Origin of the sequence: Thermodesulfobacterium sp. (assembly GCF_030445475.1) — a bacterium.
Lineage (GTDB): Bacteria > Desulfobacterota > Thermodesulfobacteria > Thermodesulfobacteriales > Thermodesulfobacteriaceae > Thermodesulfobacterium > Thermodesulfobacterium commune.
Genome location: NZ_JASUTP010000004.1, coordinates 36,415 through 60,283, shown reverse-complemented (window position 1 = coordinate 60,283; position 23,869 = coordinate 36,415). Strand labels below are relative to the sequence as shown.

The 23,869-nt window shown below is 35.5% G+C and carries 22 protein-coding genes; 10 read left to right on the top strand and 12 right to left on the bottom strand.

Annotated elements, in window-relative coordinates:
• Positions 1–14 precede the first annotated feature (14 nt).
• The 8 genes from PWP26_RS02810 (at position 15) to PWP26_RS02775 (ending at position 8,276) form a co-directional block, all read left to right on the top strand.
• Complete coding sequence (locus PWP26_RS02810) at positions 15–836, top strand: 50S ribosomal protein L11 methyltransferase (RefSeq protein ID WP_301398926.1); 822 nt, start codon at positions 15–17, stop codon at positions 834–836.
• An 8-nt stretch (positions 837–844) separates the two neighbouring features.
• Entirely contained in the window at positions 845–1,615 is a 771-nt protein-coding gene (locus PWP26_RS02805) for a type III pantothenate kinase (RefSeq protein ID WP_301398925.1), read from the top strand.
• Positions 1,594–2,451, top strand: a complete 858-nt coding sequence (locus PWP26_RS02800; RefSeq protein WP_301398924.1) for an LD-carboxypeptidase — start codon at positions 1,594–1,596, stop codon at positions 2,449–2,451. The genes PWP26_RS02805 and PWP26_RS02800 overlap by 22 nt, the downstream gene beginning before the upstream one ends.
• A gap of 152 nt (positions 2,452–2,603) precedes the next feature.
• A complete protein-coding gene (locus PWP26_RS02795) occupies positions 2,604–3,986 on the top strand; it encodes an NAD(P)/FAD-dependent oxidoreductase (protein ID WP_273010709.1) in 1,383 nt (460 codons plus the stop codon).
• Between the two features lie 60 nt (positions 3,987–4,046).
• On the top strand, positions 4,047–5,162 hold the full coding sequence (dnaN, locus tag PWP26_RS02790; protein ID WP_038060000.1) for a DNA polymerase III subunit beta: 1,116 nt from the start codon (positions 4,047–4,049) through the stop codon (positions 5,160–5,162).
• 41 nt (positions 5,163–5,203) lie between these two features.
• Positions 5,204–7,615, top strand: a complete 2,412-nt coding sequence (gene gyrB, locus PWP26_RS02785; protein ID WP_287568440.1) for a DNA topoisomerase (ATP-hydrolyzing) subunit B — start codon at positions 5,204–5,206, stop codon at positions 7,613–7,615.
• A 12-nt stretch (positions 7,616–7,627) separates the two neighbouring features.
• Complete coding sequence (gene hpt, locus PWP26_RS02780; RefSeq protein WP_273010707.1) at positions 7,628–8,161, top strand: hypoxanthine phosphoribosyltransferase; 534 nt, start codon at positions 7,628–7,630, stop codon at positions 8,159–8,161.
• Positions 8,154–8,276: a hypothetical protein gene (locus tag PWP26_RS02775; RefSeq protein WP_022854983.1), complete on the top strand. Its 123-nt coding sequence runs from the start codon at positions 8,154–8,156 to the stop codon at positions 8,274–8,276. The genes hpt and PWP26_RS02775 overlap by 8 nt, the downstream gene beginning before the upstream one ends.
• A 6-nt stretch (positions 8,277–8,282) precedes the next feature.
• Here the strand turns inward: PWP26_RS02775 and PWP26_RS02770 are convergent, their stop codons facing one another.
• Genes PWP26_RS02770 through polX form a run of 3 tightly spaced genes read right to left on the bottom strand, consistent with a single transcriptional unit; the run spans position 8,283 to position 13,327 of the window.
• On the bottom strand, positions 8,283–9,281 hold the full coding sequence (locus PWP26_RS02770) for a YeeE/YedE thiosulfate transporter family protein (RefSeq protein WP_301398922.1): 999 nt from the start codon (positions 9,279–9,281) through the stop codon (positions 8,283–8,285).
• Positions 9,282–9,298: 17 nt separating this feature from the next.
• Positions 9,299–11,608 (bottom strand): hypothetical protein, encoded by a 2,310-nt coding sequence (locus tag PWP26_RS02765; protein ID WP_301398921.1) that lies wholly within the window; start codon positions 11,606–11,608, stop codon positions 9,299–9,301.
• Complete coding sequence (gene polX, locus PWP26_RS02760; RefSeq protein WP_038060006.1) at positions 11,609–13,327, bottom strand: DNA polymerase/3'-5' exonuclease PolX; 1,719 nt, start codon at positions 13,325–13,327, stop codon at positions 11,609–11,611. It lies immediately after the preceding gene.
• Positions 13,328–13,574: 247 nt separating this feature from the next.
• Here polX and PWP26_RS02755 point away from each other — a divergent pair, with 247 nt between their 5' ends.
• Positions 13,575–14,687: a D-alanyl-D-alanine carboxypeptidase family protein gene (locus PWP26_RS02755; protein WP_287568437.1), complete on the top strand. Its 1,113-nt coding sequence runs from the start codon at positions 13,575–13,577 to the stop codon at positions 14,685–14,687.
• 28 nt (positions 14,688–14,715) lie between these two features.
• Complete coding sequence (locus PWP26_RS02750; RefSeq protein ID WP_273010704.1) at positions 14,716–16,023, top strand: UDP-glucose/GDP-mannose dehydrogenase family protein; 1,308 nt, start codon at positions 14,716–14,718, stop codon at positions 16,021–16,023.
• Here the strand turns inward: PWP26_RS02750 and PWP26_RS02745 are convergent.
• From PWP26_RS02745 to PWP26_RS02705, 9 genes are read right to left on the bottom strand one after another with little or no spacing between them, the layout of a single operon-like run.
• Positions 16,018–16,665: an MBL fold metallo-hydrolase gene (locus PWP26_RS02745; RefSeq protein ID WP_038060008.1), complete on the bottom strand. Its 648-nt coding sequence runs from the start codon at positions 16,663–16,665 to the stop codon at positions 16,018–16,020. The genes PWP26_RS02750 and PWP26_RS02745 overlap by 6 nt on opposite strands.
• Positions 16,662–17,204 (bottom strand): shikimate kinase, encoded by a 543-nt coding sequence (locus PWP26_RS02740; protein ID WP_000362064.1) that lies wholly within the window; start codon positions 17,202–17,204, stop codon positions 16,662–16,664. The genes PWP26_RS02745 and PWP26_RS02740 overlap by 4 nt, the downstream gene beginning before the upstream one ends.
• A complete protein-coding gene (gene aroA, locus PWP26_RS02735; protein WP_301398920.1) occupies positions 17,197–18,480 on the bottom strand; it encodes a 3-phosphoshikimate 1-carboxyvinyltransferase in 1,284 nt (427 codons plus the stop codon). Before aroA ends, PWP26_RS02740 begins: the two co-directional genes overlap by 8 nt.
• The gene (locus PWP26_RS02730; protein ID WP_287568434.1) at positions 18,480–19,304 is read right to left on the bottom strand and encodes a shikimate dehydrogenase; all 825 of its coding nucleotides are present in this window, start codon (positions 19,302–19,304) and stop codon (positions 18,480–18,482) included. The genes aroA and PWP26_RS02730 overlap by 1 nt, the downstream gene beginning before the upstream one ends.
• An 11-nt stretch (positions 19,305–19,315) precedes the next feature.
• Positions 19,316–20,020, bottom strand: coding sequence for a type I 3-dehydroquinate dehydratase (aroD, locus tag PWP26_RS02725; protein WP_051754433.1), 705 nt, complete (start codon positions 20,018–20,020; stop codon positions 19,316–19,318).
• A gap of 3 nt (positions 20,021–20,023) precedes the next feature.
• Entirely contained in the window at positions 20,024–20,614 is a 591-nt protein-coding gene (locus tag PWP26_RS02720) for an IMP cyclohydrolase (RefSeq protein WP_301398919.1), read from the bottom strand.
• 21 nt (positions 20,615–20,635) lie between these two features.
• Positions 20,636–21,820, bottom strand: coding sequence for a 12,18-didecarboxysiroheme deacetylase (ahbC, locus tag PWP26_RS02715; protein WP_273019213.1), 1,185 nt, complete (start codon positions 21,818–21,820; stop codon positions 20,636–20,638).
• 13 nt (positions 21,821–21,833) lie between these two features.
• Positions 21,834–22,190, bottom strand: a complete 357-nt coding sequence (locus PWP26_RS02710; protein ID WP_051754432.1) for a PleD family two-component system response regulator — start codon at positions 22,188–22,190, stop codon at positions 21,834–21,836.
• A gap of 13 nt (positions 22,191–22,203) precedes the next feature.
• Positions 22,204–23,817 carry an AAA family ATPase gene (locus tag PWP26_RS02705; protein WP_301398918.1) on the bottom strand — a complete coding sequence of 538 codons (1,614 nt, stop codon included), beginning with the start codon at positions 23,815–23,817 and terminating at the stop codon, positions 22,204–22,206.
• Positions 23,818–23,869: the final 52 nt, after the last annotated feature.

Here is a 23,869-nt window from a genome sequence, read left to right as displayed (position 1 = left end):
AATATTTTGAAAATATGTTAAAAGGTAAGCACAAAAATTATCAAAATCTTTATACCTATATGGTTAAACCTTCCCATCCTAAATTGCACCAACTTGAAGACGAAGATTTTATAGGTTTTTGGGAAGAAGATGGAATGGGTATATTATTTTTTCACCGTCCCAAAGAGGAGTTGATAGAAAAATTGGTTGAACAATATGAAATAGAGGTTTATGATAAGCAAGTTATCCCTTATAAAGAGTGGAATGAAAACCGGTTTCCCCAACCTATAAAAGTAGGGAATCTCACCATAGCTCCTGTTTGGGTTGAGGGAAACTGGGATTTAGTCTTTGACCCAAGCGTAGTTTTTGGAGAGGGACAGCATCCTACCACCGCTATGATGCTTGAGTTAAGTTGGGAGCTTTATACCAAGTTTGACAAACCTAAGCATGTGTTAGATATAGGGTGTGGCAGTGGTATTTTAACGCTTTTTTGGGCAAAGTTAGGTGCTAACGTCACCGCGGTTGACCTTAATCCTTTATGTATAAAGGTTACTCAACATAACTTAGAACTCAACGGTTTAAAAAACCAAGCGGAGTTAAAACAAGGAAATATCTTGGACCTGTTACCTATAAAAGCTGAATTGGTATTAGGAAATCTTTATCGACTTTTATTACTTAAACTCTTTGAAAACAAGCATTTTTGGCAGGCAAGGTATTATCTACTTTCAGGATTTAGCCTGGATATGGAAAAAGAACTTTTAGAAAAAATCTCTACCCTTCCCCTTGAGATACTTATAAGGAAAACCTCTCAAAATTGGGTTTGCTGGTTGGTAAAAAACTTAGTTAAAGGGAGGTAAGACAACCTATGCTTCTTACCGTAGACATAGGTAATACGGCTACTACCTGTGGAGTTTTTGAGGAAAACGGACGATTAAAGGCTCTTTTTAGCTTTAAAACCTTTGTTCCTGTTTCTGCAGAAGAGCTTTTGGTAAAAATAAAGACTTATCTAGATCTTTATCAAATAGAATTTAAAAAATTAGAAGGAATATCGATAGCTTGTGTAGTTCCTCCTGTGTTAAACTGGTGGGTCGAAGTAGGTAAAAGGTGGTTAGCCAAAGAGGTTTTGATTGCTAACCATGAAACTGTTAACATTCCTTTAGACCTTCTTTATCCATGTGAGGTAGGGGCAGATCGGTTAGTTAACGCTCTCGCAGGATGGGAAAAATATAAAGGGCCTTTGATTATAGTTGATTTTGGTACAGCCATAACCTTCGACTGTATCTCTTCAACGGGAGTTTATCTTGGAGGTGCTATTGCTCCAGGGATTTTTATCTCTACTGAAGCCCTTTTTAAAGGCACTGCCAAGCTTCCTAAAATAGATTTAAGTGAACCCCCTACTCAGGCTATAGGGAAAGATACTATTTCAGCCCTAAAAAGTGGACTTTTGATAGGTTTTGCTGGACTAACAGATACCTTGGTTAAAAAACTTTCTGAAGAAATAGGTAGCAATCCTAAGGTTATAGCCACGGGTGGTTTAGCCAAGTTTTTAGTCCCACTTACAACCACCATAGAAAAAATCGACCCTTATCTTACGTTAGAAGGCCTTTATTTCCTATGGAAAGCCCGGTTAAAATAGCCATCTTCTCTCCGGCAAGTCTTCCTGCCCCAGAAGAATATAAGAAAGCTCTTGAATTTTTTAAAATTAATGAAATTGAGATTCAATCTTTTGTTAACTTTAATTCAAAAACTCCTTACGAAAAAGCTAAAGAAGTAGCTTTATTTCTTACCGAACCTAAATGGGACTACCTATGGGCAGTAAGAGGAGGTTTTGGATGTCTTAAACTTCTTCCCTATCTTGATGAATTTTTGTCAGACAACGAAAACCTGTTACATAAGCCTTGTTTGATAGGTTTTAGTGACCTTACCGCCCTTCATGTTTATCTCTATAAAAGGTTTAAAAAATCAGGCATACATGCTCCCAATGTGGTTAGTTTAAACAAACTTAACCCAAAGGCCTGGGGAGAACTTTTAGATTTAATTTTGCGAAAAAAAACTAAGTTAGTTTTAGAGGGAAAGGGTTGGGTTGAAGGGGTGGCTGAAGGGGTGGTATTGGGAGGGAATTTAGCTACGTTAGCCGGTCTTTGTGGAACCCCCTATTTTCCTCTTATGGAAGAACCTTTCATTCTTTTTATAGAAGAAATCAACGAAAAACCTTATCGTATAGAAAGGTTTCTTCTTCAGTTAATTTTTACTGTTAGTAGGGGAAACCTAAAAGGTTTAGCCTTGGGAGATTTGGGAATAACAGACATAAAACCTATTTTACAGACTCTCTCTCTTTATTTAAAAAAAGATATTCCTATAGGCTATGGATTTTCTGTAGGACATATCTCAGACAATTTTCCTTTTATTTTAGGAAAAAAGGGAAGGTTGAAAGTTTTTAAAGATAAGGCTATTTTTTCACAAGAACTATAGCTGTAAAAAACCAAAATTATTACAGCTTTAATTCAACCCCTAAAAGGCTCAAGAAAATTTTTTCTCCTAAACCTTTATCACGCCTGGATGGGAAAACTTACTGTTTAGTGATGGTTTGATTTATTTTTTAGCCTGTGGTATAGTTTTTTAATATGAAACAAAAAAAATATGATGTGGTGATTGTTGGAGCTGGACCGGCAGGGATTTTTACGGCTTTAGAGCTTTCAAAAAACGAAAATCTAAAGATCCTTATCATAGAAAAAGGAAAAAGTATAGAAAAAAGAAAGTGCCCTACCCTTAAAGTAGGAAAATGTGCAAAGTGTATCCCTTGTAACATTATAAGCGGATGGGGAGGAGCCGGGGCTTTTAGTGATGGAAAACTTAATCTTTCGAGAGAAATAGGCGGATTTCTAAACGAATATTTAGACCCTAATGAACTTTCAGCCTTGATAGATTATGTAGACAAAATCTATCTTAGTTTTGGTGCACCTGAAACACTTTATGCTCCTGATGAGATAACCATCAAAAAAATTACTACTGAGGCTACCAAAAATGGGCTTCTTTTTATCCCTTCTAAAATAAGACATATAGGTACTGAAAAATGTAGAGAGGTGTTAACTCACCTACAAAACTACCTAAAAGATAAAGTAGAGCTTCTTTTTGAAACTGAGGTGGAAGAAATTCTTGTTTCTAAAAACCAGGTAAATGGGGTAAGATTAAAAGACGGAAAAGAGATTCTCGCTTCTTTTGTGGTTATAGCTCCTGGTAGGTCTGGTAATGAATGGGTGCAAAAGGAATGTAAAAGACTTAAACTATCTACAACTATCAATCCTGTAGATATTGGAGTAAGGGTAGAAGTTCCTGCTGCTATAATGGAAGACCTTACGTCCAAAGTTTATGAGCCTAAGTTTGTCTATTTCTCAAAAACTTTTGATGATAAAGTAAGAACTTTTTGTGTAAATCCTTATGGGGAAGTGGTTATGGAAAATATAGACGGTATATGGACGGTAAACGGACATAGTTATGCTAATCAAAAAACAGAAAACACCAACTTTGCTATCCTTTGCAGCACATATTTTACCGAACCTTTTAAAGAACCTGTCTTATATGGAAAAAACATCGCTAAATTGGCCAATTTTTTAGGGAATGGGGTCTTGGTCCAGCGATTAGGAGATATAAAAAGAGGTAGAAGGTCAAACGAAAAAAGGATAGCTAAAAACTTAGTACAACCTAGCTTAAAAAGCGCAACCCCTGGAGACTTAAGTTTTGTACTGCCTTATCGATATCTGGTAAATATTTTAGAAATGTTAGAAGCACTTGATCAAGTTATACCAGGTATAGCCTCTCCCTATACGCTGCTTTACGGAGTAGAAGTTAAGTTTTATAGCCTAAGGATAAATCTAAGCCCTGTTTTAGAAACAGAGATTAGAAATCTCTTTGCTGCAGGGGATGGAGCAGGAATCACCAGAGGGTTAATTCAAGCTTCAGTATCAGGAGTGATAGTAGCAAGAGAAATCTTAAAACGTTTTTCTTAAACAACTGCAAATCACTAAATTTATGTTATAATAAGACCAAACTGGTAGCAGGGGGCATATATGCAGGCGAAAATAGATACCTCCAGGTTAGAAAAAGTCCTTAAAAACATAGAAAAAGTATCAGATAAAAAGGCTTCAATGGCAGTACTTTCTATGGTTTTAATAGAACCAAACTTAGAAGAAAGCACCCTTTATTTTACGGCTACTGACCTTGAGATAGGGTATAAAGGTAAAGTTTTTGCTGAAATAGAAGGGGTTTCAGCTCCCTTCTGTGTTTCTGCTAAAAAATTATACGAAATAGTGAAAAATTTTCCGGAAGACACCCTTTACTTTATAAAAGATGAAAACAAACTGGTTATAAAAGATGAAGAAGAAAAAATTTTATACAATCTTAGCATCATGGATGGGGAAGACTTTCCAAGTTTACCAGAGTTTGGAGAAGAACACTCAGTAGAGATCCCTGGAAAAACCTTAGCAGAACTTATCGACACTACAGCTTTCTGTACTTCTAAAGAGGATACGCGGTTTGTTTTAGCTGGAATTTATTTAGAACCTCTAAAAGAGGAAGGTAAACTTAGGGCTGTATCCTCAGATGGGCACAGATTAGCCCTTTTAGACAGAGAGGTTAGTGGGATAGAAAACTTTCCAGAAGGTTTTATCATAGCCAAAAAGGCAGCTAAACAGATAGAAGAAATTGCCGAAGATGAGCTTTTGATAAGGTTAGGATTTACTAATAATTATGTAGTTATTTGGACCTCAACGGCACTCTTTTTTGCAAGAACCATAGAAGGGCCTTATCCTGATTACCGAATGGTAATACCCTCTGAGTATCAAAACATTTTAAGGATAGACAGAAAACTTTTTATAGATGCGTTAAAAAGGGTTTCTTTGGTGGTAAACGAACGTTTTAAACCTGTAACCTTAGAATTGTTACCTAAGGAGGTTATTCTTACTTCACAAGAAACCGAAATGGGTAAAGCTCAAATAAGGATCCCCGGAGAATATGAAGGAGAACCTATGGTGGTTAACTATAACGCTGACTACCTACTTGATGCCTTACAAATAATGAAGTCCGAAGAAGTAGAGATGAAAATAGGTGTAGGGAAAACCCCTGCTATTTTAACCGGTTATAGAGACGAAGGGTTTTTGTATTTACTAATGCCTATGGTTTTATAGTTTCAACTTAAAAAAAATTATCTAAAGGTGCTGTAGAGGCTATGGAGACAGAGAGAAACATTCAGTATAAAGCTCAAAGTATTAAAGTTTTATCAGGTTTAGAAGGTGTTAGAACAAGACCTGCGATGTATATAGGGTCTACCGATGTTTCAGGATTTCATCATCTGCTTTGGGAAGTCTTAGATAACGCCATAGACGAAGCCTTAGCAGGGTTTGCTACTGAAATCTGGATCAGGATCCATCAGGACGGTTCTGCCAGTGTAGAGGATAACGGAAGAGGCATTCCTGTAGACATTCATCCAGAAGAAAAAGTTTCAGGGTTGGAACTGGTTATGACGAGACTTCATGCAGGAGCAAAATTTGACCACGGAGTTTATAAAGTCTCTGGTGGACTTCATGGAGTAGGAGTTTCAGTAGTAAATGCCCTTTCAGAATGGTTGATAGCTGAGGTTTATCGAGATGGAAAAATCTACAGGCAAACTTATAAAAGAGGGATTCCAGACGGCCCTGTACAAGTAGTAGGAGAAACCAAAAAAAGGGGGACTTTAGTTAGGTTTAAGCCTGATAAAGAAATCTTCGGAGATTTAGAATTTGACTTAGATATAGTAAAAAGAAGGATAAAGGAATTAGCCTATTTAAACCCAGACATAAAACTTTATCTTGTAGATGAAAGAATAGGTTATACAGAAAAGTTTCACTATAAGGGAGGTATCGTAGAGTTAGTCAAGACATTAAACGCTAAAAAAAATCCTGTTCATTCTAAAGTAATATACATTGTAGGAGAAAAAGAAAATATAAAAGTAGAGGTAGCACTCCAATATAATTCAGGCTATACAGAAACCATTTACAGCTATGTAAACAACATCTTTACTAAGGAAGGGGGTACCCATGTTATAGGGTTTAGAACTGCTCTTACCAAAGCTATAAATCGCTATATTTCAGACGATAAAGTTCCCAAGCAGTTTAAGATAAAAATAGAGGGAGAGGATGTAAAAGAAGGGCTTTGTGCAGTAATCTCCCTTAAAGTGCCTGACCCACAGTTTGAAGGACAAACCAAAATGAAACTTGGAAACAGTGAAGTAAAACCTATCGTAGAATCAATAGTTTATGAAGGACTCTTAAAATTTTTCGAAGAAAATCCAGGAGAAACTAAAAAAATCATCCAAAAATTGGTAATAGCTGCCAAGGCGAGAGAGGCATCAAGAAAGGCTAAAGAACTTGTCAGGAAAAAAAGTGAAATAGAAGATTTTATCGTAGCTGGTAAACTGGCTGACTGTTCAGAAAAAGATCCAGAAAAAAGAGAACTTTTTATCGTAGAGGGAGATTCTGCAGGAGGGTCTGCCAAACAGGCAAGAGACAGAAGATTTCAAGCCATCCTTCCTTTAAAAGGAAAAATCCTTAATGTAGAAAAAGCTAACATAGAAAAAATGCTCTCTTCTGAAGAGATAAAAAGTCTAATAGCAGCTTTAGGAACTGGGATAGGTCCTGATAGTTTTAACCCAGATAAATGTAAATATCATAAAATAATCATTATGACGGATGCTGACGTAGATGGAGCACATATAAGAACCCTTTTATTAACCTTTTTTTACCGGCAAATGTTTGAATTGATAGAAAGAGGTTGGATTTTCATAGCTCAACCCCCCCTTTATAGGGTAGTTGATAGTAAAAAAGAGGTTTACTTAAAAAACGACGAAGAATTAGACAAATACATTGTGAATAGATTGGCAGAAAACATAAAAATCTCTTTTACTAAAGACCAACAAACCTTTTTATTAAAGGATTTTAAATCCTTTTTCCTTAATTGTGCTAAACTTGATAGATTGCTTCTTAATTTACTGAAAAAAAACTACCCCCCTCAGGTAGTACTAATTTTAATACAGGCAGGTTTTGATAATCTTACTTATTTTGAAGATCTAAACAAAATAAAACAAATAGCCGCTGACTGTCAAAAAGCAGGATTTAAAGTTTCTAAAATAAAATCCAGTAGTTATAATCCAAAATACTATGAATTTTTCGTGTTTTCTGAAAAAGAAGCGACAGTTTCTTGTTTGGTGGGACCAGAACTAATCTTAGAAAGAGACTACAGGGAAGCTTTAAAAATATTTGCCAACCTGAAACCCAATCTGGGACATACAATTCACATAGAGTATAAAGGAGAAAAAAAGTCTTGGGATAACTGGTTTTTCTCTCTTTCTGAAATCCTTTTTTATCTTAGAGAAGAGGGAAGAAAAGGTCTTTTTGTACAGAGATATAAGGGATTAGGAGAGATGAACTCAAAACAGTTGTGGGAAACAACGATGGACCCCCAAAAAAGGGTTTTAAAACAAGTAACCATCAAAGATGCTGAAAAGGCAGACGAACTTTTTTCTATCCTTATGGGAGAAAACGTAGAACCAAGAAGAGAATTTATCTATAAACACGCCCTAGAATACAGAGAATTAGACATATAACGAGGGACTAACATGGAAAAACCTCAACTAAAACTTGTTATATCTGAAAAAGATATCTTACACAAAATAAAAGAGTTAGCGAATAAAATTGATAATGATTTTAATGAAGAACCGGTAGTATTCATAGGTACGTTGAAAGGAGCTTTTATGTTTCTTTCAGACCTTGTTAAGCACATTAAAAATCCTAATGTAGAGGTTGATTTTGTTCGGGTTAAAAGTTATGGACTTTCTGATAAATCTTCTGGAAATGTTGAATTGGTAAAAGATTTAGAATTACCTGTAGAGGGCAAAAACGTAATTATCGTAGAAGACATTGTTGATACCGGACTTACCTTGAAATTTTTGTATGAAAGGATTAAAGAGTTAAACCCTAAAACCCTTAAAGTGTGTGCTCTCATCAACAAAAAAGAAAGAAGAGAAGTAGATGTGCCGGTAGATTACATCGGTTTTGAAGTAGAAAAAGGGTTTTTAGTAGGATATGGTTTAGACTTTGCTGAACGCTACAGACATCTCTCTGAGGTTTATGAGGTAGTAAAAGATGAATAAAAAGCAATTTATCTGGAATTATCTTAAAAACAGCCCCTGGTATTTATGGGTGATAAGGATATCAGGGGCTGTTTTTCTTGCTTATACCTTGATAAAACTACTAAAGTTAAAATAAACCACCTCAAAGATAATAACGCTTTAACAACTTCTTGGTTTTAACATTCCACCAACTCAAAGTCAACCAAAGACCTAACACAACCAATGAAATTAAAAGAGCCCCTGGATAACCAAAATAATCTGGCAGATAAATGTTTAGATTTTTTAGCCCTTCTTGTAAGAAAGAAAGAGGAATGGTTGAGTTTAAAACTTTATAACAGCTTAGTAAAACTCCTAAAGTAATGAAAGATTTAAGGTCCCCCTCTCCTGATTTTGCAAAGAGACTTGCTCCACAAGAGCCTGCTAACAACATACCTAATCCAAAGATTATCCCCCCGACAAGACCTAAGATTCCAAAATTTGGTAAAACATAGGTATAGGGTTCTAATACCTGGTAAAACTTGAGTCCCCATATACCTAAAACCGCTAATCCTAAGGTTAAAACCACACTTTGGGTATTTATGTTTTTTTCTGAAAAGAAGGGTTCTTTTAGCGTATTCACCATACACCAGTTGCTTTTCTGTAGAACCATTCCTATGGCTGCCCAAAAAACAAAGACCCATGACTTAAAGCACAACCAAACTAAACCCCCAAAGCTTAACAAAGCCAACAGAGGATTTAACTTGGGAAATTTTACTTGTATTGCTTTAACTTGCTGTTTTTTTTCTAACTCTTTTAGCTGATATTTTATACCCATCAACCCTCCTATCCATAAACCAACCAGTACCACCAAAGAACCTGCAGAAAGGTTAATAAAGGGCATTAAAAAAGCGGTAACGTTGTCTCCTGCTGCTAAAAATGCTCCTATACCCATTAAAACACCAGCAATCAGGCTTTTAGTCCATTCTTGATTAGCCGGTATTCTTAAGCCACACTCTTTAAAAAGATTGGCAGAAAAAAAAGCTCCTAACCAGAGAACAAATAAATTAAGAAAAGATTGGTTAGTAATACCCCAAGGAGAACCAAAATACTCTCCCAAAACCAACAAGAGACCTAATAAAATACCTCCTACTCTTACATCCATAAAAAACCTCCCTCTTTCTAAAATTTAGCCACAACCCGTTGATAAAACGCAAATTTTTCTTTAAGTGTTTCAGGTTGAACCTTTAGCCAGTCCTCAAAAAAACCTTGAAAAATTATCTTCTGGTGTTTAACCTCTGTTAAAAAATCAGCCAAAAATACAGCTAAAGGGTTTGTCTCTAAGATAATAAAAGTCATAGGTTTTGCAACCATTTTTTCTATCCACTGATGAAGTCTGTTTATATCTTCTAAATGTAACCCTTCGAAGGGAAACTCTAAAAAAACATATTCCACCTGTTTTTTTTCAGTTAAATTTTTTATTAAAGAAAGCCTACTTTTTTCTCCTCCAGAAAGGGTCTGAACTTCTTGAGAAAGTTTTAGATACCCTAGTCCGATGTCTATTAGATGCATCAACTTTTCTTTTACCTTAGGTAGGTTTGAAAAAACCTGAAAGGCCTCTTCTATGGTAAAATCTAAAAGTTCAAAAATTTTAAAACCTTTGTATTCTAAGTTTAATACCTCTAAACTTAATCTTTTACCCAAACATTCTTCACACAAAACTTCTATCACAGTTTCTTCTTCTTTGTAGATTTTTTTCCCTTTACCCTTACAACCTACACAAACTCCTTCTTTGGAAGTGAAACTAAAATGTTTTTTGCTAAGGCCTTTTACCCTTGCAGAAGGAAGTTGAGCCAAAACTTCTCTTAACGAGTCCCAAAGGTTTAAATACTGGATAACCCAATCCTCTTTTCTTTTAAAAATTGAGAGATCACTAAAAACTACCTGTTTACCCTGATTGACCAAAAATTCAAAAATCTGCTTAAACACTCTTGTTTTACCACTCCCAGGCCTTCCGTAAATGAGATTTATCCGGTTAGAAAGAATCTTAAATCGACCCCAAGGTAAGGAGAGCTCGAGCATTTCTGTTTCTCTTGTTTTTTCTTTCTTAACAATCCTCTTCTTTCCTGAAAAATAACCTGAGGTTAAGGTGAGATTTTTTTCAAAGTATAAAGGATTAAAATCTGCTTCTACCAAGTATCCTCCTTTCTCTCCCCCTCCAAACCCTAACTCTACGATGAAGTCTGCTTCAGAAATAAAATAGGGATCATGTTCTACGACTAACAAAGAGTTTCCTTTTTTGACAAGATTTTTTAAAAATTCTAACACTTTAACCCGCTGTTCTACTTCAAGCCCTAAAGTAGGTTCATCAAGAACAAAAAGACAGTGAGTAAAATCTGCGGTTAAAACCTGTAAAACTTCTATCAGTTTTTTCTCCCCTACAGAAAGCTTAAACACAGGCGTAGAAAGGTTAAGGTAAGCTATTTCTAAAAATTCAGCTTGTTCTAACTTATATAGCAAAGACTTTATGAAAGTTTCTAAACCTTTAATTTTAGAAAATCTTGATAAAAACTCCTTAAAACTTTTAAGGTCTAATCTTAAGATTTCTTCTATACTAAAATCCCCTATCCTGCTTTTTAAAACCTCTTCTCTTAACTTTAAGCCATTACAGGTTTCACAGGCTACTTTTTGTTTATAACCCCTACCTCCACAGGTCCTGCAATAAAACCAACCTATCGGTAGAATGCTGCCGCATTGGAAACAAACAGGCCTTAAACTAAACTGAGCTTGAAGACCTTCGGTAGTTTTTAATAAAAATCTTCCGTTACTAAGGGAAAAACTAATTCTTATGTTTTCAACCAACCTATCTCTGCTTTTCCCTTCTTTAACCATCCTGTCTAAGATTAAAAAGACTTCATTAAAACTTTGAGGCAGCAGTTCTTCTGAAAGGTCTATTTCTTTGTCGTCTATGAGATATTTTACGAAACCTTGAGACACTAAATATTCTATAGCTTTAGGAGTAACCTCTAAAAGTGGAACTAAAAAATAAAATTTGGTTTTTTCTTTTAAGGTTTCATACCAAGAAAGAACCTGTGAGATAGAATGTATCCTGTTAAAAGCCTTACAGGAAGCACAAAAAACCTCTCCTTCATGCAAAAATAAAACCTCTAAAACCTTAATCAATCCTAAAAACTCTCCCACGGTTTTATAGGGAAACCAATTTCTTACACCCTGAGCCAATGCAAAAACAGGAGGCATAGAAGAAGAAAAAGTAGCTTGATAAGAAGTAGTTACGTAAAATTCTTTATCATAATTCAAAATCTTTAAAAGTCGATTTTTTCCTTCTTGGGCGATAGTATCTATAGCAAGAGAACTCTTTCCAGAGCCTGAAGGTCCAGTTATGAGGACTAAAGCGTTTAATGGAATTTTAAGGTCAAACCCTTTGAGATTATGGGTTGAAACTTGTTGTAGCTCAAGGTACTCTCTTTTCACCTATGGTCTTAACCTCTTTAACCAAGATATAAGCTCTGAATAAGAAAGAGTATTTAAAACATGTCTTTTTTCACACCAACCTCTTCTTGCAGTAGCTGTCCCCAGGTGTATATAATCCATCTGATCTATAAAGTGTGCATCAGTACCTATGATAACAGGAACTCCCTTTTCTATGGCTGCTCTTACGTTGACATCATTTAGGTCTAACCTTTTATAATAAGCGTTTATTTCCAAAGCTTTTTGGTATTGAGCAGCTACTTCTATTACTTTGAGAAGGTTTATGGCATAAGGTTCTCTTTCTCCGATGACCCTACCTGTAGGATGGGCTATCGCATGAACTAAAGGATGTTTTAAAGCAGAGATAATCCTTTGGGTAATTATTTCTTCAGATTGCTGAAAACCTGTATGGATAGCAGCAATCACAAAGTCTATCTCTTTCAACACCTCATCAGGATAGTCTAAAGAACCATCTGAAAGTATGTCTACCTCTGCTCCAAAAATCAGTTTAACCTTTTTGGACCTTTTGTTTATTTCTTCTATTTCTCTTTTTTTCTTAAAAAGGTCTTCTACAGGTATACCTCCCGCCACTTTTAATCCTTGAGAATGATCGCAAACTATCACCCATTCAAGCCCCATTGCTTCAGCTTTTTGAACGATTTCTGGTAAGCTTGCCGTGCCGTCACTATATTTTGAATGTACATGTCCATCTCCTTTTATTTCCTGATACTCTACCAACTTAGGCAATCTTCCTTCAAGAGCTGCTTCTATTTCGCCACGATCTTCTCTAAGTTCAGGAGGTATAAAAGGAAGACCTAACACTTGATAAATCTCTTCTTCAGTCTTTCCAGCAATTTTAGTCTCACCTTTATAAACTCCATATTCATTTATTTTTAAACCTTTTTCTAAGGCAAGTTCTCTTATTCTAATATTATGGGCCTTCGAACCTGTAAAATAAGCTAAAGCCGCTCCCCAAGAGTCAGGAGCCACTACCCTTATGTCCATTTGAACACCTATTTTTAACCTAACGCTTGTTTTAGTTTCTCCAAAGGCTATTACCTCTTCCACTAAAGGTAGTTCAGTGACCTTTTTCATTACCTGCTCTGGCTTTTGAGACGTAATAAGCACATCGATGTCTTTGACAGTTTCTTTTCTTCTTCTTATACTTCCGGCTATAGCAATCTGTTCCACAGGACTTATATTTTTAAGAGTTTGGACTATTTCCTCTGCTATAGGTAAAATTTCTCCTAAAGGCCTTCTTCCTCTTTTTTCTTTAAAAAGTTTAATTCCTTTTAGAATATTTTCTTCGGTTTTTATTCCAAAACCAGGAAGTTTAGCCAATCGATGCTCTTTACAGGCTTTTTCCAACTCGTCTAAGCTTAAAATGTTTAACTTTTCATAAAGCACCTTTACTTTCTTTGGCCCAAGTCCTGGGATTTCTAAAAAAGTAAGAAGCACCGGTGGTATTTCTGACTTTAGTTCTTCATAAAGTTTTAAGGTTCCTGTTTGCAAAATCTCTTTGATTTTACCTGCTAAATCTGCACCAATTCCAGGAAGTTTTTCCAACTTATTTTCTTGAGCCAGCACTTCTACATCCTGAGATAAAGACTCTATAACTTGAGCTGCCCTTTGATAAGCCCTAATCCTGTAAGGATTATCCCCCTTTATCTCTAAAAGGGCTGCTACCTTAGATAAGATATCAGCTACTTCTTTGTTTTTCATAATCAGAAACTCCTAAATAGTCGTAATAATATAGTAATTTAGTTAAATAAACCCTGTTTCTTATTAAATTTTAACCATTCTTTGTTTTTTTTAAAGTTTTATCGTTTTTTAATATTTGACTTTTTCGGTTTTTTATGGTAATTTTAGAAAAATCTTAGAAGTTTTGACTATTTTTTTAAATCTTTTAAAATTTTTTAAGTTGTAGCGTTAAATTTAATTAAAAATTTTAAAAAAAGGGAGGAAATAAATGAAAAAAAACATAAAAAAGTTTTTAGTATTGATTTTGTTTTTTTGCTTAATCCTCTTTGGGAAACAAGGATTGGCTGAAGACATAAACAGTTTATCTGAAATAAGTGCCATAACTGCGGTTACTTTAGATGCAACCACAGGAAAAGTCCTTTTTGCCAAAAATCCTAACCTTAAAATACCTCCTGCAAGCACGGTAAAATTAGTTACAGCAATGGTGGTTTTAGATAAGTTATCCTTAAACAAAAAAGTAACCATTTCTAAAACCGCAGCTGAAACTCCGAGTGTGGCTCCTCTGTTAAAAGAAGGGGAAGTTTACACGGTAAAAGACCTTTTGTATTTAATGCTTATGAAATCTTCCAACCAAGCTGCGGTAGCTCTGGCAGAGGAAGTGGCAGGTTCTGAAGAAAACTTTACTTTTTACATGAACCGAAAAGCAAAAGAATTAGGATTAAAGAATTCTCATTTTACTTCTGCTTCCGGATTACCTGCTCCTGGACAGTATACTACTGCCTATGAACTATCCTTGATTCTTTATCATGCTCTTAAGTATCCTTTAATAAAGGAAATCATCCATACACCTACGAAAATCATAGCCTCGGAAAATGGAAGGGTGCTTGTACTTAAAAACACTAACAACCTTTTAGAAGACCCAGAAGTAAAAAATTATGTGTTAGGTGGAAAAACGGGTTTTACCAGAGCTTCTAAACACTGTTTGGTAACAGCTTCTCAGGTTAACAATCATTTAATCATAACCTCTGTGCTTGGAGCTCCTTCAAGAGAAAGCCTTTGGCGTGATTCTAAAGAACTAATTAAGTTTAGCAGATTAGTTTTAGAAAACAAAGCAGAACCTTTATACCTTACCACAGTAGTAACCTCACAAATTCCGATGCATCATGTATCTAAAAGTAAAATTTTCAAAGCAAAATCAGTAGCTAAAAGTTCTAAAAAATCTAATAAATTCGCCAAAAAAACTACCAAGAACAGGAAAAATAAAAAGTTGGCCCTAAAAAAACAAAAACCTTCGAAATTAAAAACAAAGATGGCTAAAACTAAGAAAAAAAATACCAAAATAACGGTTAAGTCTTCTAACACTCAAAAAAAACGTTCATAATTTAAATTACTGACTTAAGAGGTAAAAGATGCACATTACCATCATAGGGACAGGATATGTAGGGTTAGTTTCTGGTGCAGGGTTAGCAGACTTTGGAATGAAAGTATTTTGTGTAGATAAAGACGAAGAAAAAATAAACAAGCTAAAAAATGGGATCATACCTTTTTACGAGCCTGGCTTAGAAGAATTGGTAAAAAAGAACGTAAAGGCAAATCGACTGTTTTTTACTACAAACTTAGAAGAGGCAGTGAAAAATTCCTTGGTAGTCTTTATCTGTGTAGGAACACCTCCTAATCCTGATGGCTCTGCAGACCTTTCCCAAATAAAAGAAGTAGCTCTATCTTTAGCCGAGATCATCGATGAATATAAGGTTATCGTTACCAAAAGTACGGTACCGGTAGGAACCAACAGATGGATCAAAAACTTGATAGATTCAAACAAAAAGACCTCTGTAGCTGTGGATATAATTTCTAATCCTGAATTTTTAAGAGAAGGCTCTGCTGTAGAAGATTTTATGCATCCAGATAGGGTGGTTATCGGAGGGGAAAGTTCCTATGCCATTGCTATCATAAAAGACATTTATCGTCCTTTATATTTAGCAGAAACTCCTTTTATCATAACCAACCTTGAAACAGCTGAGCTTATCAAGTACGCAACCAACGCTTTCTTAGCTACTAAAATTTCTTTTATCAATGAAATCGCCAATTTTTGTGAAAAAGTAGGAGCTGATGTGACTACTGTAGCTAAAGGTATAGGAATAGACCCAAGAATAGGGTCTAAATTTCTAAATCCTGGGCCTGGGTTTGGAGGCTCCTGTCTACCTAAGGATGTAAAATCTCTTATCCATCAAGGAAGAAAAGTAAGTTCACCTTTTAGACTCCTTGAAGCAGTAATAGAAGTTAACGAAAAACAGAAACTAAGAGTAATAGAAAAATTAGAAAAATTTTTAGGAGACTTAAAGGATAAGACTATAGGAGTTTTAGGACTCTCTTTTAAACCTAATACAAGCGATGTCAGAGAAAGCCCTGCTTTATCTATCATTCCCGTACTTTTAGAAAAAGGAGCAAAAGTAAAGGTTTATGACCCTGTAGCTATGGAAGAGTTTAAAATAGCTGCCAAAGGACTTAACATAGAATATGCCTCTGATCCTTTAAACTGTGCTGCTGAAACACATGGATTGGTACTTCTTACTGAATGGAATGAATTCAGGTTTTTAAACCTTTCTCAACTTAAAAAGGTAATGAAGAATCCTTTGATCATAGACATGAGAAATATTTATGAACCTTCGGTGGTAAAATCCTTAGGGTTTAGCTACGAAGGAATAGGTAGGTTATAAAATTTCTTCTAAGAAGGGATTGTTATTCTTTTCCTCTCCTATCGTAGATACAGGTTTAGATCCATAATCATGTCCTGGAAAAATAGAGGTTTCCTCAGGTAGGGTTAAGATCTTTTTTTTGATAGAGTCCATCATCTGAAAAAAATTACCCCCTGGTAAATCTGCCCTCCCCACCCCTTCCACAAACAAAGTATCTCCTGTAAACAAAACCTGTTCTTTTTGATTATAAAAACATATCGACCCAGGAGAATGTCCAGGCGTATGTATGACCTTTATTTTCTCCTTTCCAAAAACAATTTCATCACTTTCTTTTAACCTAAGGTCTGCTTTTGGATTCTCTGGAAAACCCCAGGACCTAAAAAAAGAAAAATTGTTTTTATCTTGAAAAAACCTGTCGTCTTCCTCATGCAACCCAAATGGAACGTTTAAAGCTTCCTTCAAAAAGGAAACACCTACTACATGATCAGGATGTCCGTGGGTACCTAAAATAACTTTTACCTTAATACCCAAAGTCTTAATTAACTCTAAAATTCTTGGGTCTTCTGCCCCAGGGTCTATGATAACTCCTTCTTTGGTGTCTTCACAATAGACGATATAACAGCAAACCTCAAAACTTCCTACAATTAACCTTTCTATCTTCATATAATTTCCCCTACCATATTTTGGTTTTTCAATTGTTTAAGGATTAAATCCAGTATCTCTTTTGGAGACTTTTGCTCGGTATCTATACTTAAGTCTGCAAACTCACGATATAAAGGCTCTCGCAATTTTAAAACTTGAAGAACCTCTGAAGTTAAATCTTCAGAGGTAAGCTTAGGTCTTTCTTTTAGGGTTTTTTCATCTTTAAGCATTCTTTCTATAATGGTTTCAGGTGAGGCTTTAAGCCATACAACCAATGCTTTTGATTTTAAAGCTTTGATTTCTTGTTGATGTAAAATTCCTCCCCCACCTAAAGCAATCACTATTTTTTTTCTATCAACCAACCTCACCAAAACCTCTTTTTCAATCCTCCTAAAAGTCTCCCATCCTTCGGTTTCGACTATCTCTTTTATCGTTTTCCCGGAAATGTTTTGAACCTCTTGGTCTGTGTCTATAAAATCCCAATTTAAAGCTCTACTAAGGAGTCTACCTACGGTAGTTTTGCCTACCGCCCTAAAACCTATTAATAACACCTTATCCATAAAGAGCTTCCAGATATTCCCAAAAATCAGGAAAAGATTTAGTTACACATTCAGGATTTATTATTTTAATCTTTCCGGTCTTTAACCCTAAAAGGGCAAAGGACATAGCTATTCGGTGGTCATCATAAGTTTCTATCTCTGCGGGCTGAAAATCCTGGGTACCTTCTATCACAGCTCCGTCAGGAAGTTCTTGAGCATTAACTCCTATCTTCTGTAATTCAGTCACCATAGCTTTTATACGGTCTGTTTCTTTAAACCTAAGATGTGGAGCCCCTTTAAGGATCGTTTTGCCTTCAGCTACAGCCCCTAAAACACACATCGTAGGAAAAAGGTCTGGGGTATCCTTTAAGTCAAGTTCTACGGCCTTAGGTCTTCCTTTAAAAGCTACCCTTACACCTTTAGGATAAAGAGGTTCTACGCAAGCTCCCATCTTTTTGATAAACTCTATAAACTTAGTATCTCCTTGTTTAGAAAAATAATTATAGTTTTTGACTACTACCTCTCCTTCACCTAAAATCAAAGGTAAACCTAGAAAATATGAAGAACTTGAGGCATCAGCCTCAACTTCATACACCGATGGTTTATACCTACCAGGACTTACCTTAAAATATCTTTCTTCAGCATAAACCTCAACTCCAAACTCTTTCATAACCTCTAAGGTAATCTCTACGTAAGGACGTGAGAAAAATGGTCCTTCTATCAAAATCTCTACACCGTTAGGAAGATAAGGCCCTATTAACAATAACGAAGACACAAACTGACTACTTACATCCCCTGGTAAGACGATGCTTTCAGACCTGAGAACGTTTGATTTTACCCGTATAGGAAAATACCCTTCTTTTTCTAAACATTCGATTTTTGCGTTTAATTTTCTTAAAGCCTCTACCAAATGTTTTACCGGTCTTTCATGAAGCCTTGGCTTTCCGTAAATATCTATAAAACTTCCCTTCCCTAAACAGGCATAACTTAAGAAAAATCTTGAACCTGTACCATTATTCCCTAAATAAACCTTTACACCTGAAAGTAAAGGAGGAAAACTTCCCTTGATCTCCCAAAGTTTTTCTTCCTCAACTACTTTAACCTCTATGTTAGTAGCAACCAAAGCGTCTTTTAAAAGCAAGGTATCTTCACTTATCAAAGGATTTACCAGTTGAGACTTCCCCTCTGCTAAGGAAGCACAAATCAAAGCCCTTTGGGTTAAACTCTTAGAAGAAGGTAATTCTATCTCAATTTTTTTTAAACCTTTTAGAGGAAGTATCGGTTTAACACTTTTCATTAAGCTTGTCTCCTCTGTACTTCGGCATAAAGCTCTTTTTGAATGATAGATAAACTTTCTTGAGATAAACTTTTTTTAGTCCAAAGTCTAAGTTGCTCAATACCTTGATAAAATAACATTTGAAGGCCGTCTATGACCTTACAACCTTTTTCCTCAGCATAGGTCAAAAAAGTGGTTTTGAGGGGTGAATAAACTAAATCCATCGCAACCTTAAACCTTAAAAGTACCTCTGGTCCAACTACACTTTCTTTGGAATTTAATCCTACACTTGTGGTTTGGATGATAATCTCTCCTTCAGCCTTGTTTAACTCATCCCAAGGTTTGGGTACACCACCAAATTTTTGAGCAAGTTCAACCGCCTTTTGATAAGTCCTATTATAAATCACTATTTCTTTTGCACCAGCCTCTTTTACCGCATAAACTACCGCCTTAGCCGCTCCTCCTGCACCAATTACTACCACTTGTTTGCCTTTCAAACTTATCCCATTCTCCTCAAAAGCCTTTAATACCCCTATCCAATCTGTGTTAAAACCTAAAAGCCTCCCTTCTTCTACCACAACCGTATTTACAGCCCCTATTTCAGAAGAAGTTTTATCTATTTCGTCTAAGTATTTCATAATGCGTTCTTTATAAGGAACTGTTACAGATAATCCTTGAATTCCTAAGGCTTTGATTCCTATGACTGCTTGTTCAAAGTTTTCAGGAGAGACTTCAAAAGTGCCGTAAACTGACTTAAGTCCCAAAAGTTTAAACCCTAAGTTATGAATAACCGGAGATAGAGAATGTTTAACAGGATATCCTATTACTCCATATACATCATACATTAGGCTTATCCTCAAGAAGGTTTAGGTAAATGGTCTAAAAGGTTAGAGTATATAGTTTTAGCAGTTAAAAGGTCGATTTGTCCAGGTGCTACTGCCTCTTCCTTAGAAGGTGCTACATAAGTAAAAGGTGATCCAGCAAGTAAACATAACACCCGACTTAACCTCCCGGCCTCTCCCATACCAAAGGTTATAAGTTCTATTCCTAACTCCTTGGCAAATCTTATTACGTCTAAAAGTCTTAAACTGTCTTCAAAAACCTTAGCCATGGTCACAATCTTGGCCTTTTTAACTCCTTTCTCCCCCATCTCACGTAACATCCTCTTTAGATACCCCTTTTCAGGGGTTCGGTTAAAGTTATGATAGGAAACTAAAATTTTATCATATTTATCATAAAAAGAAGTAGTTAAATTAAATTTTTCATAATATCTCTTAAAATAACGCCATTCTACATCTACCAGATAAAAAGGTTGTTGTAAGGCCCATAGAATCCAATCTATATAAGACTGAGGGGAAAGCTGTGCTTTTCCCCCTTCTCGATAAGTTCTTAAAGTAAAGATAAACCTAAAGGGATAGGAAAAAACTTTTAGAATTTCATCTTTTGAAAGATTTTCTAAACTATCAATTCTTATTTCAAAAAGGTCTGTTATTTCTGAAAATTTTTCTATCTGTTCGCAAACTTGACTAATGTTTGGTTTAGCTAAAGAAACGCAAAACATATTTTATACACTAAACCTTGAAAGGTAATCAAGGATGGTTCTATCATAACGACTGGTTAAAGCAAACACCTTCTTAGCAAGCTCAAATCTGGTTTTAAGGGTGGTGTTACCATAAGTTCTTATTTCTTCAAGAACCTTTTCATAATCTTCTGGGTCTACCACTACCGTAACATATTTAAAATTTTTGGCAGAAGCCCTAAGTAAAGTAGGACCTCCTATGTCTATGTTTTCTATAGCCTCTTCTAAGTCTCCTCCTTTTTCTACCACTTTTTCAAAGGCATAAAGGTTTACCACTACCAAGTCTATAGGTTTTATCTGAAGTTTTTTGATAGTTTCTACATGCTCTGGGTTATCTCTTTTAAAAAGAATTCCTCCATGAATATGTGGGTGTAACGTTTTTACTCTCCCTTCTAATATTTCAGGAAAACCTGTAACTTCGCTAATCTCTACCACTTTAACCCCAGCTTCTCTCAAAACCTTGGCTGTACCACCGGTAGAGATGATTTCTATACCTAAGCTTTCAAGCTCTTTAGCTAACTCCACTACTCCCTTTTTATCTGTAACGCTTATCAGAGCTCTTTCTATCTTATTCATAAAGGTCTCCTTCGTAGATTTTTAAGCTATACCTATCTCTTCGTCAGTCAAATAACAAGCTGGGTCAGGGGCCCAAACATCTCCTGTAACGGCCTCTGCCCTCACCCTAAAGTTTCCACCACATACTTCCAAAAACTTGCAAGCAGCACATCTTCCCTTAACATATTTCTTTTTCTCTTTAAGTTTAGCCATCAACGGATCTGAAAGATCTGTCCAAATCTGACTAAAAGGTCTTTTTCTTACGTTACCAAAAGAATAGTGCCTCCAAAACTGGTCTGCATGAACTTCTCCGTCCCAGGAAATACATCCTATACCCACACCACTGTTGTTACCTCCGTTCATCTTAAGAAGTTCATAGACCTCCTCTGCCCTGGGATTTCCTTCTCTTTTCATCCTAAGATATAGATAAGGACCATCGGCATGATTATCTACGGTTAACACTTCTACTTTATGTCCCTTATCATGTAATTCTTTGGTGCGGTCTATGATGTAGTCTACCCAATATCGAGTTTCCTCATGGTCTAAATCCATATCAATCAAAGAGCTACCTCTTCCGGCATATACTAAATGATAAAAACATATTCTTGGAATAGAAAGTTCCTCAACCAAATCAAACACCTTGGGAATTTCCTGGGCATTAAGTTTATTAATTGTAAATCTTAAACCTACTTTTATTCCTTCTTTCTTACAGTTTTCTATAGCAGAAATAACTTTATCAAAACACCCTTTTACTCCTCTAAACCTATCATGTACTTCCTTCCACCCATCAAGGCTAATTCCTACATAAGAAAGCCCTATTTTTTTAAGTTCCTTGGCTAAAGATTCATCTATCAAAACTCCGTTGGTAGAAAGCACAGCCCTCATCCCTAACTCTACAGCCTTTCTTATCAAATCCAAAATATCTGACCTTACCAAAGGCTCTCCTCCAGAAAATAAAACCACAGGCACTCCAAATTGAGCTAAATCTTCCAGCAAAGCCATGCCTTCTTGAGTTGTAAGTTCTTCTGGATGGGGCTTGTTGTCTGCCTTAGCATAACAGTGAATACACCTAAGATTACAAGCCTTGGTTACGTTCCATACTACCACTGGTTTTTTATCTGCTGAAAATTGAAGAAGATGGGATGGAAGGTTTTTCGAGTTCCTTCCATACCTTAACGGGTCTGAAGCCTCTATCGTTCCACAGTAAAGTTTAGAAATTCCTATCATTACTTTTCTACCTCTACTTTTTTATGTACTTTAAAACTTTGTTTAAAAATTCCTCTTCTTTAAAAGGATAAACCAAAATATCATCACAACCACAATCTTTAGCCCTATGTTCTTCTTCTTTTAACGGAACTTTACAAACCCCCACTATAGGTATGGTTTGAGTTTCTGGGTTAGACTTCAAAAGTAAAGTCGTAGCAAATCCATCTAACAAAGGGATATCTTTTTCCAAAATAATTAACTTAGGTTTTTCTTTTTTAGCTAATTTAAGTAGGGTCTCTCCGTCTTCTATTAATTTATATCTAATTTTATGTTTTTCTAAAGCCTCTTTTAACTTCTTAAACAAATCTTCCGAAAGGGCTAAGTAAATCATATAACCATACCCTTTAATTTTTTAGGATTTGTTTATAAAATCTCTCTGGATTTTTAAAAGCAAGTGAGGTTATGGTAATCGCTTCTATATCCCAAAAATCTTTTAAATAAATTAGTTCATCTTTTAAACGAGACATAAGTTTTTCACAAATACTAAAAACACCCGTTTCTTTTTTTATAGCTCTTTCCATGATGAAGTCTATCGCATCATCTGAAAAGCAAATCTTTAAGTTATACCTATTTTCGAAAAATTTTTCATAATTTTTAACTTGTTGCCATACATAACAAAGTTTTTCCCACCCTTTGGTCAGTTCAATAGCCTCGTTTAAGTAAAAATCAAAAAGCAATTCAACCCTTTTAGGCGTTAACTCGAAAGAACTTTCGGATTTAAAAATACCCTTTGAATTCAGATAACGTTTAAACCTTTCTTCTTCCTCTAAAAGACACGCCCTAAAGATTTCTTTCCAACGGTCACTTTTAGGAGAGTTTAACATAGCTTGAAGGACCCCTTCAGGGTCTTTTACCATCTCTTCAGTTACCCCAAGATGTTTAAACCCTTTAGAAGGTAAGAGTCTTTCATATGGGGTTAAAACTCTCTCCAATACCATCACCAAGGCTCTAGCCCCGGTATTTTCTTTAGCACTAACTTTGGCAATTTCTCTTAAAGCCCCATTAGAAAAAGCTAAGGTTATTCCATAAACGTTAAAATCTTTTCTTTTGTTTAAAACCATAGGGTTGTTAGGATTCGCAAGAATTTCAAAAAGATCTTCCTCAGAAAGAGGATCAAATACAACAATAACAGGGAATCTCCCTACAAACTCTCTTTCAAAACCATAAACCACAAGGTCTTCTGGTGAGACAAATTTTAAATAGTTTAATTTTTGTTCTAATCTATCTTCTATTTCAGAAAGAAAACCCATATTTTGTTTTTTTAGCCTTTTTTTTATGATATCTTCTAAACCCTGGAAAGCACCACTCGCTACAAAAAGAACATGCTTAGTGTTTAGAATTATCTTTCTTTTACGAGTTTTATCAAAAATATCTTTACGATCAAACCCAGAACCTGCCTCAGGTGGGAATTTTATCTCTACCGTTGTTTCCTCTAAAGGTTTTAACAAAGCCCTTTGTACTCCTGTACGAGAAACGTCTGGTCCTATAGTTTCTCCGCTAGAGGCTATCTTGTCTATCTCGTCTAAAAAAATCATTCCATAATGGGCTTTCTCAAGATCTCCTTCTGCTTCCCAATAAAGTTCTCTAATTAAATCTTCTATATCACCTCCCACATAACCTGTCTCGCTAAACTTGGTTGCATCCCCTTTTACAAAAGGAACTCCTATTTTCTTGGCTATTAACTTTATCATATAGGTTTTACCAACTCCAGTAGGTCCTATGATAAGAAGGTTGTTTTTCACAAAATCAAAATCCTCATTTCTCTTTAAAACATAATGTTTAATTTTCTGAAAGTGGGTACATATCTTGGTAGCAATGATCGCCTTAGCCTCTCTTTGTCCTACTATATATTCGTCTAAAAAACTTTCCAACTCAAGAGGTTTAAGGTCAAATTGATATACTGAAGAAAACCGCTCAGAAGACAGTTTTTCTATCTTGACCTTTGAAGTTTTTATCATATCAACTTTTATAATATATGTCTTTTTTAAAAAATGTAAACCTTATCTATAG

Bases quoted from the DNA above. Each gene is read 5' to 3' on its own strand.
- PWP26_RS02810 (WP_301398926.1), top strand. From the start codon at position 15: ATGTTAAAAGGTAAGCACAAAAATTATCAAAATCTTTATACCTATATG.
- PWP26_RS02805 (WP_301398925.1), top strand. From the start codon at position 845: ATGCTTCTTACCGTAGACATAGGTAATACGGCTACTACCTGTGGAGTT.
- PWP26_RS02800 (WP_301398924.1), top strand. From the start codon at position 1,594: ATGGAAAGCCCGGTTAAAATAGCCATCTTCTCTCCGGCAAGTCTTCCT.
- PWP26_RS02795 (WP_273010709.1), top strand. From the start codon at position 2,604: ATGAAACAAAAAAAATATGATGTGGTGATTGTTGGAGCTGGACCGGCA.
- dnaN (WP_038060000.1), top strand. From the start codon at position 4,047: ATGCAGGCGAAAATAGATACCTCCAGGTTAGAAAAAGTCCTTAAAAAC.
- gyrB (WP_287568440.1), top strand. From the start codon at position 5,204: ATGGAGACAGAGAGAAACATTCAGTATAAAGCTCAAAGTATTAAAGTT.
- hpt (WP_273010707.1), top strand. From the start codon at position 7,628: ATGGAAAAACCTCAACTAAAACTTGTTATATCTGAAAAAGATATCTTA.
- PWP26_RS02775 (WP_022854983.1), top strand. From the start codon at position 8,154: ATGAATAAAAAGCAATTTATCTGGAATTATCTTAAAAACAGCCCCTGG.
- PWP26_RS02770 (WP_301398922.1), bottom strand. From the start codon at position 9,281: ATGGATGTAAGAGTAGGAGGTATTTTATTAGGTCTCTTGTTGGTTTTG.
- polX (WP_038060006.1), bottom strand. From the start codon at position 13,327: ATGAAAAACAAAGAAGTAGCTGATATCTTATCTAAGGTAGCAGCCCTT.
- PWP26_RS02755 (WP_287568437.1), top strand. From the start codon at position 13,575: ATGAAAAAAAACATAAAAAAGTTTTTAGTATTGATTTTGTTTTTTTGC.
- PWP26_RS02750 (WP_273010704.1), top strand. From the start codon at position 14,716: ATGCACATTACCATCATAGGGACAGGATATGTAGGGTTAGTTTCTGGT.
- PWP26_RS02745 (WP_038060008.1), bottom strand. From the start codon at position 16,665: ATGAAGATAGAAAGGTTAATTGTAGGAAGTTTTGAGGTTTGCTGTTAT.
- PWP26_RS02740 (WP_000362064.1), bottom strand. From the start codon at position 17,204: ATGGATAAGGTGTTATTAATAGGTTTTAGGGCGGTAGGCAAAACTACC.
- aroA (WP_301398920.1), bottom strand. From the start codon at position 18,480: ATGAAAAGTGTTAAACCGATACTTCCTCTAAAAGGTTTAAAAAAAATT.
- PWP26_RS02730 (WP_287568434.1), bottom strand. From the start codon at position 19,304: ATGTATGATGTATATGGAGTAATAGGATATCCTGTTAAACATTCTCTA.
- aroD (WP_051754433.1), bottom strand. From the start codon at position 20,020: ATGTTTTGCGTTTCTTTAGCTAAACCAAACATTAGTCAAGTTTGCGAA.
- PWP26_RS02720 (WP_301398919.1), bottom strand. From the start codon at position 20,614: ATGAATAAGATAGAAAGAGCTCTGATAAGCGTTACAGATAAAAAGGGA.
- ahbC (WP_273019213.1), bottom strand. From the start codon at position 21,820: ATGATAGGAATTTCTAAACTTTACTGTGGAACGATAGAGGCTTCAGAC.
- PWP26_RS02710 (WP_051754432.1), bottom strand. From the start codon at position 22,190: ATGATTTACTTAGCCCTTTCGGAAGATTTGTTTAAGAAGTTAAAAGAG.
- PWP26_RS02705 (WP_301398918.1), bottom strand. From the start codon at position 23,817: ATGATAAAAACTTCAAAGGTCAAGATAGAAAAACTGTCTTCTGAGCGG.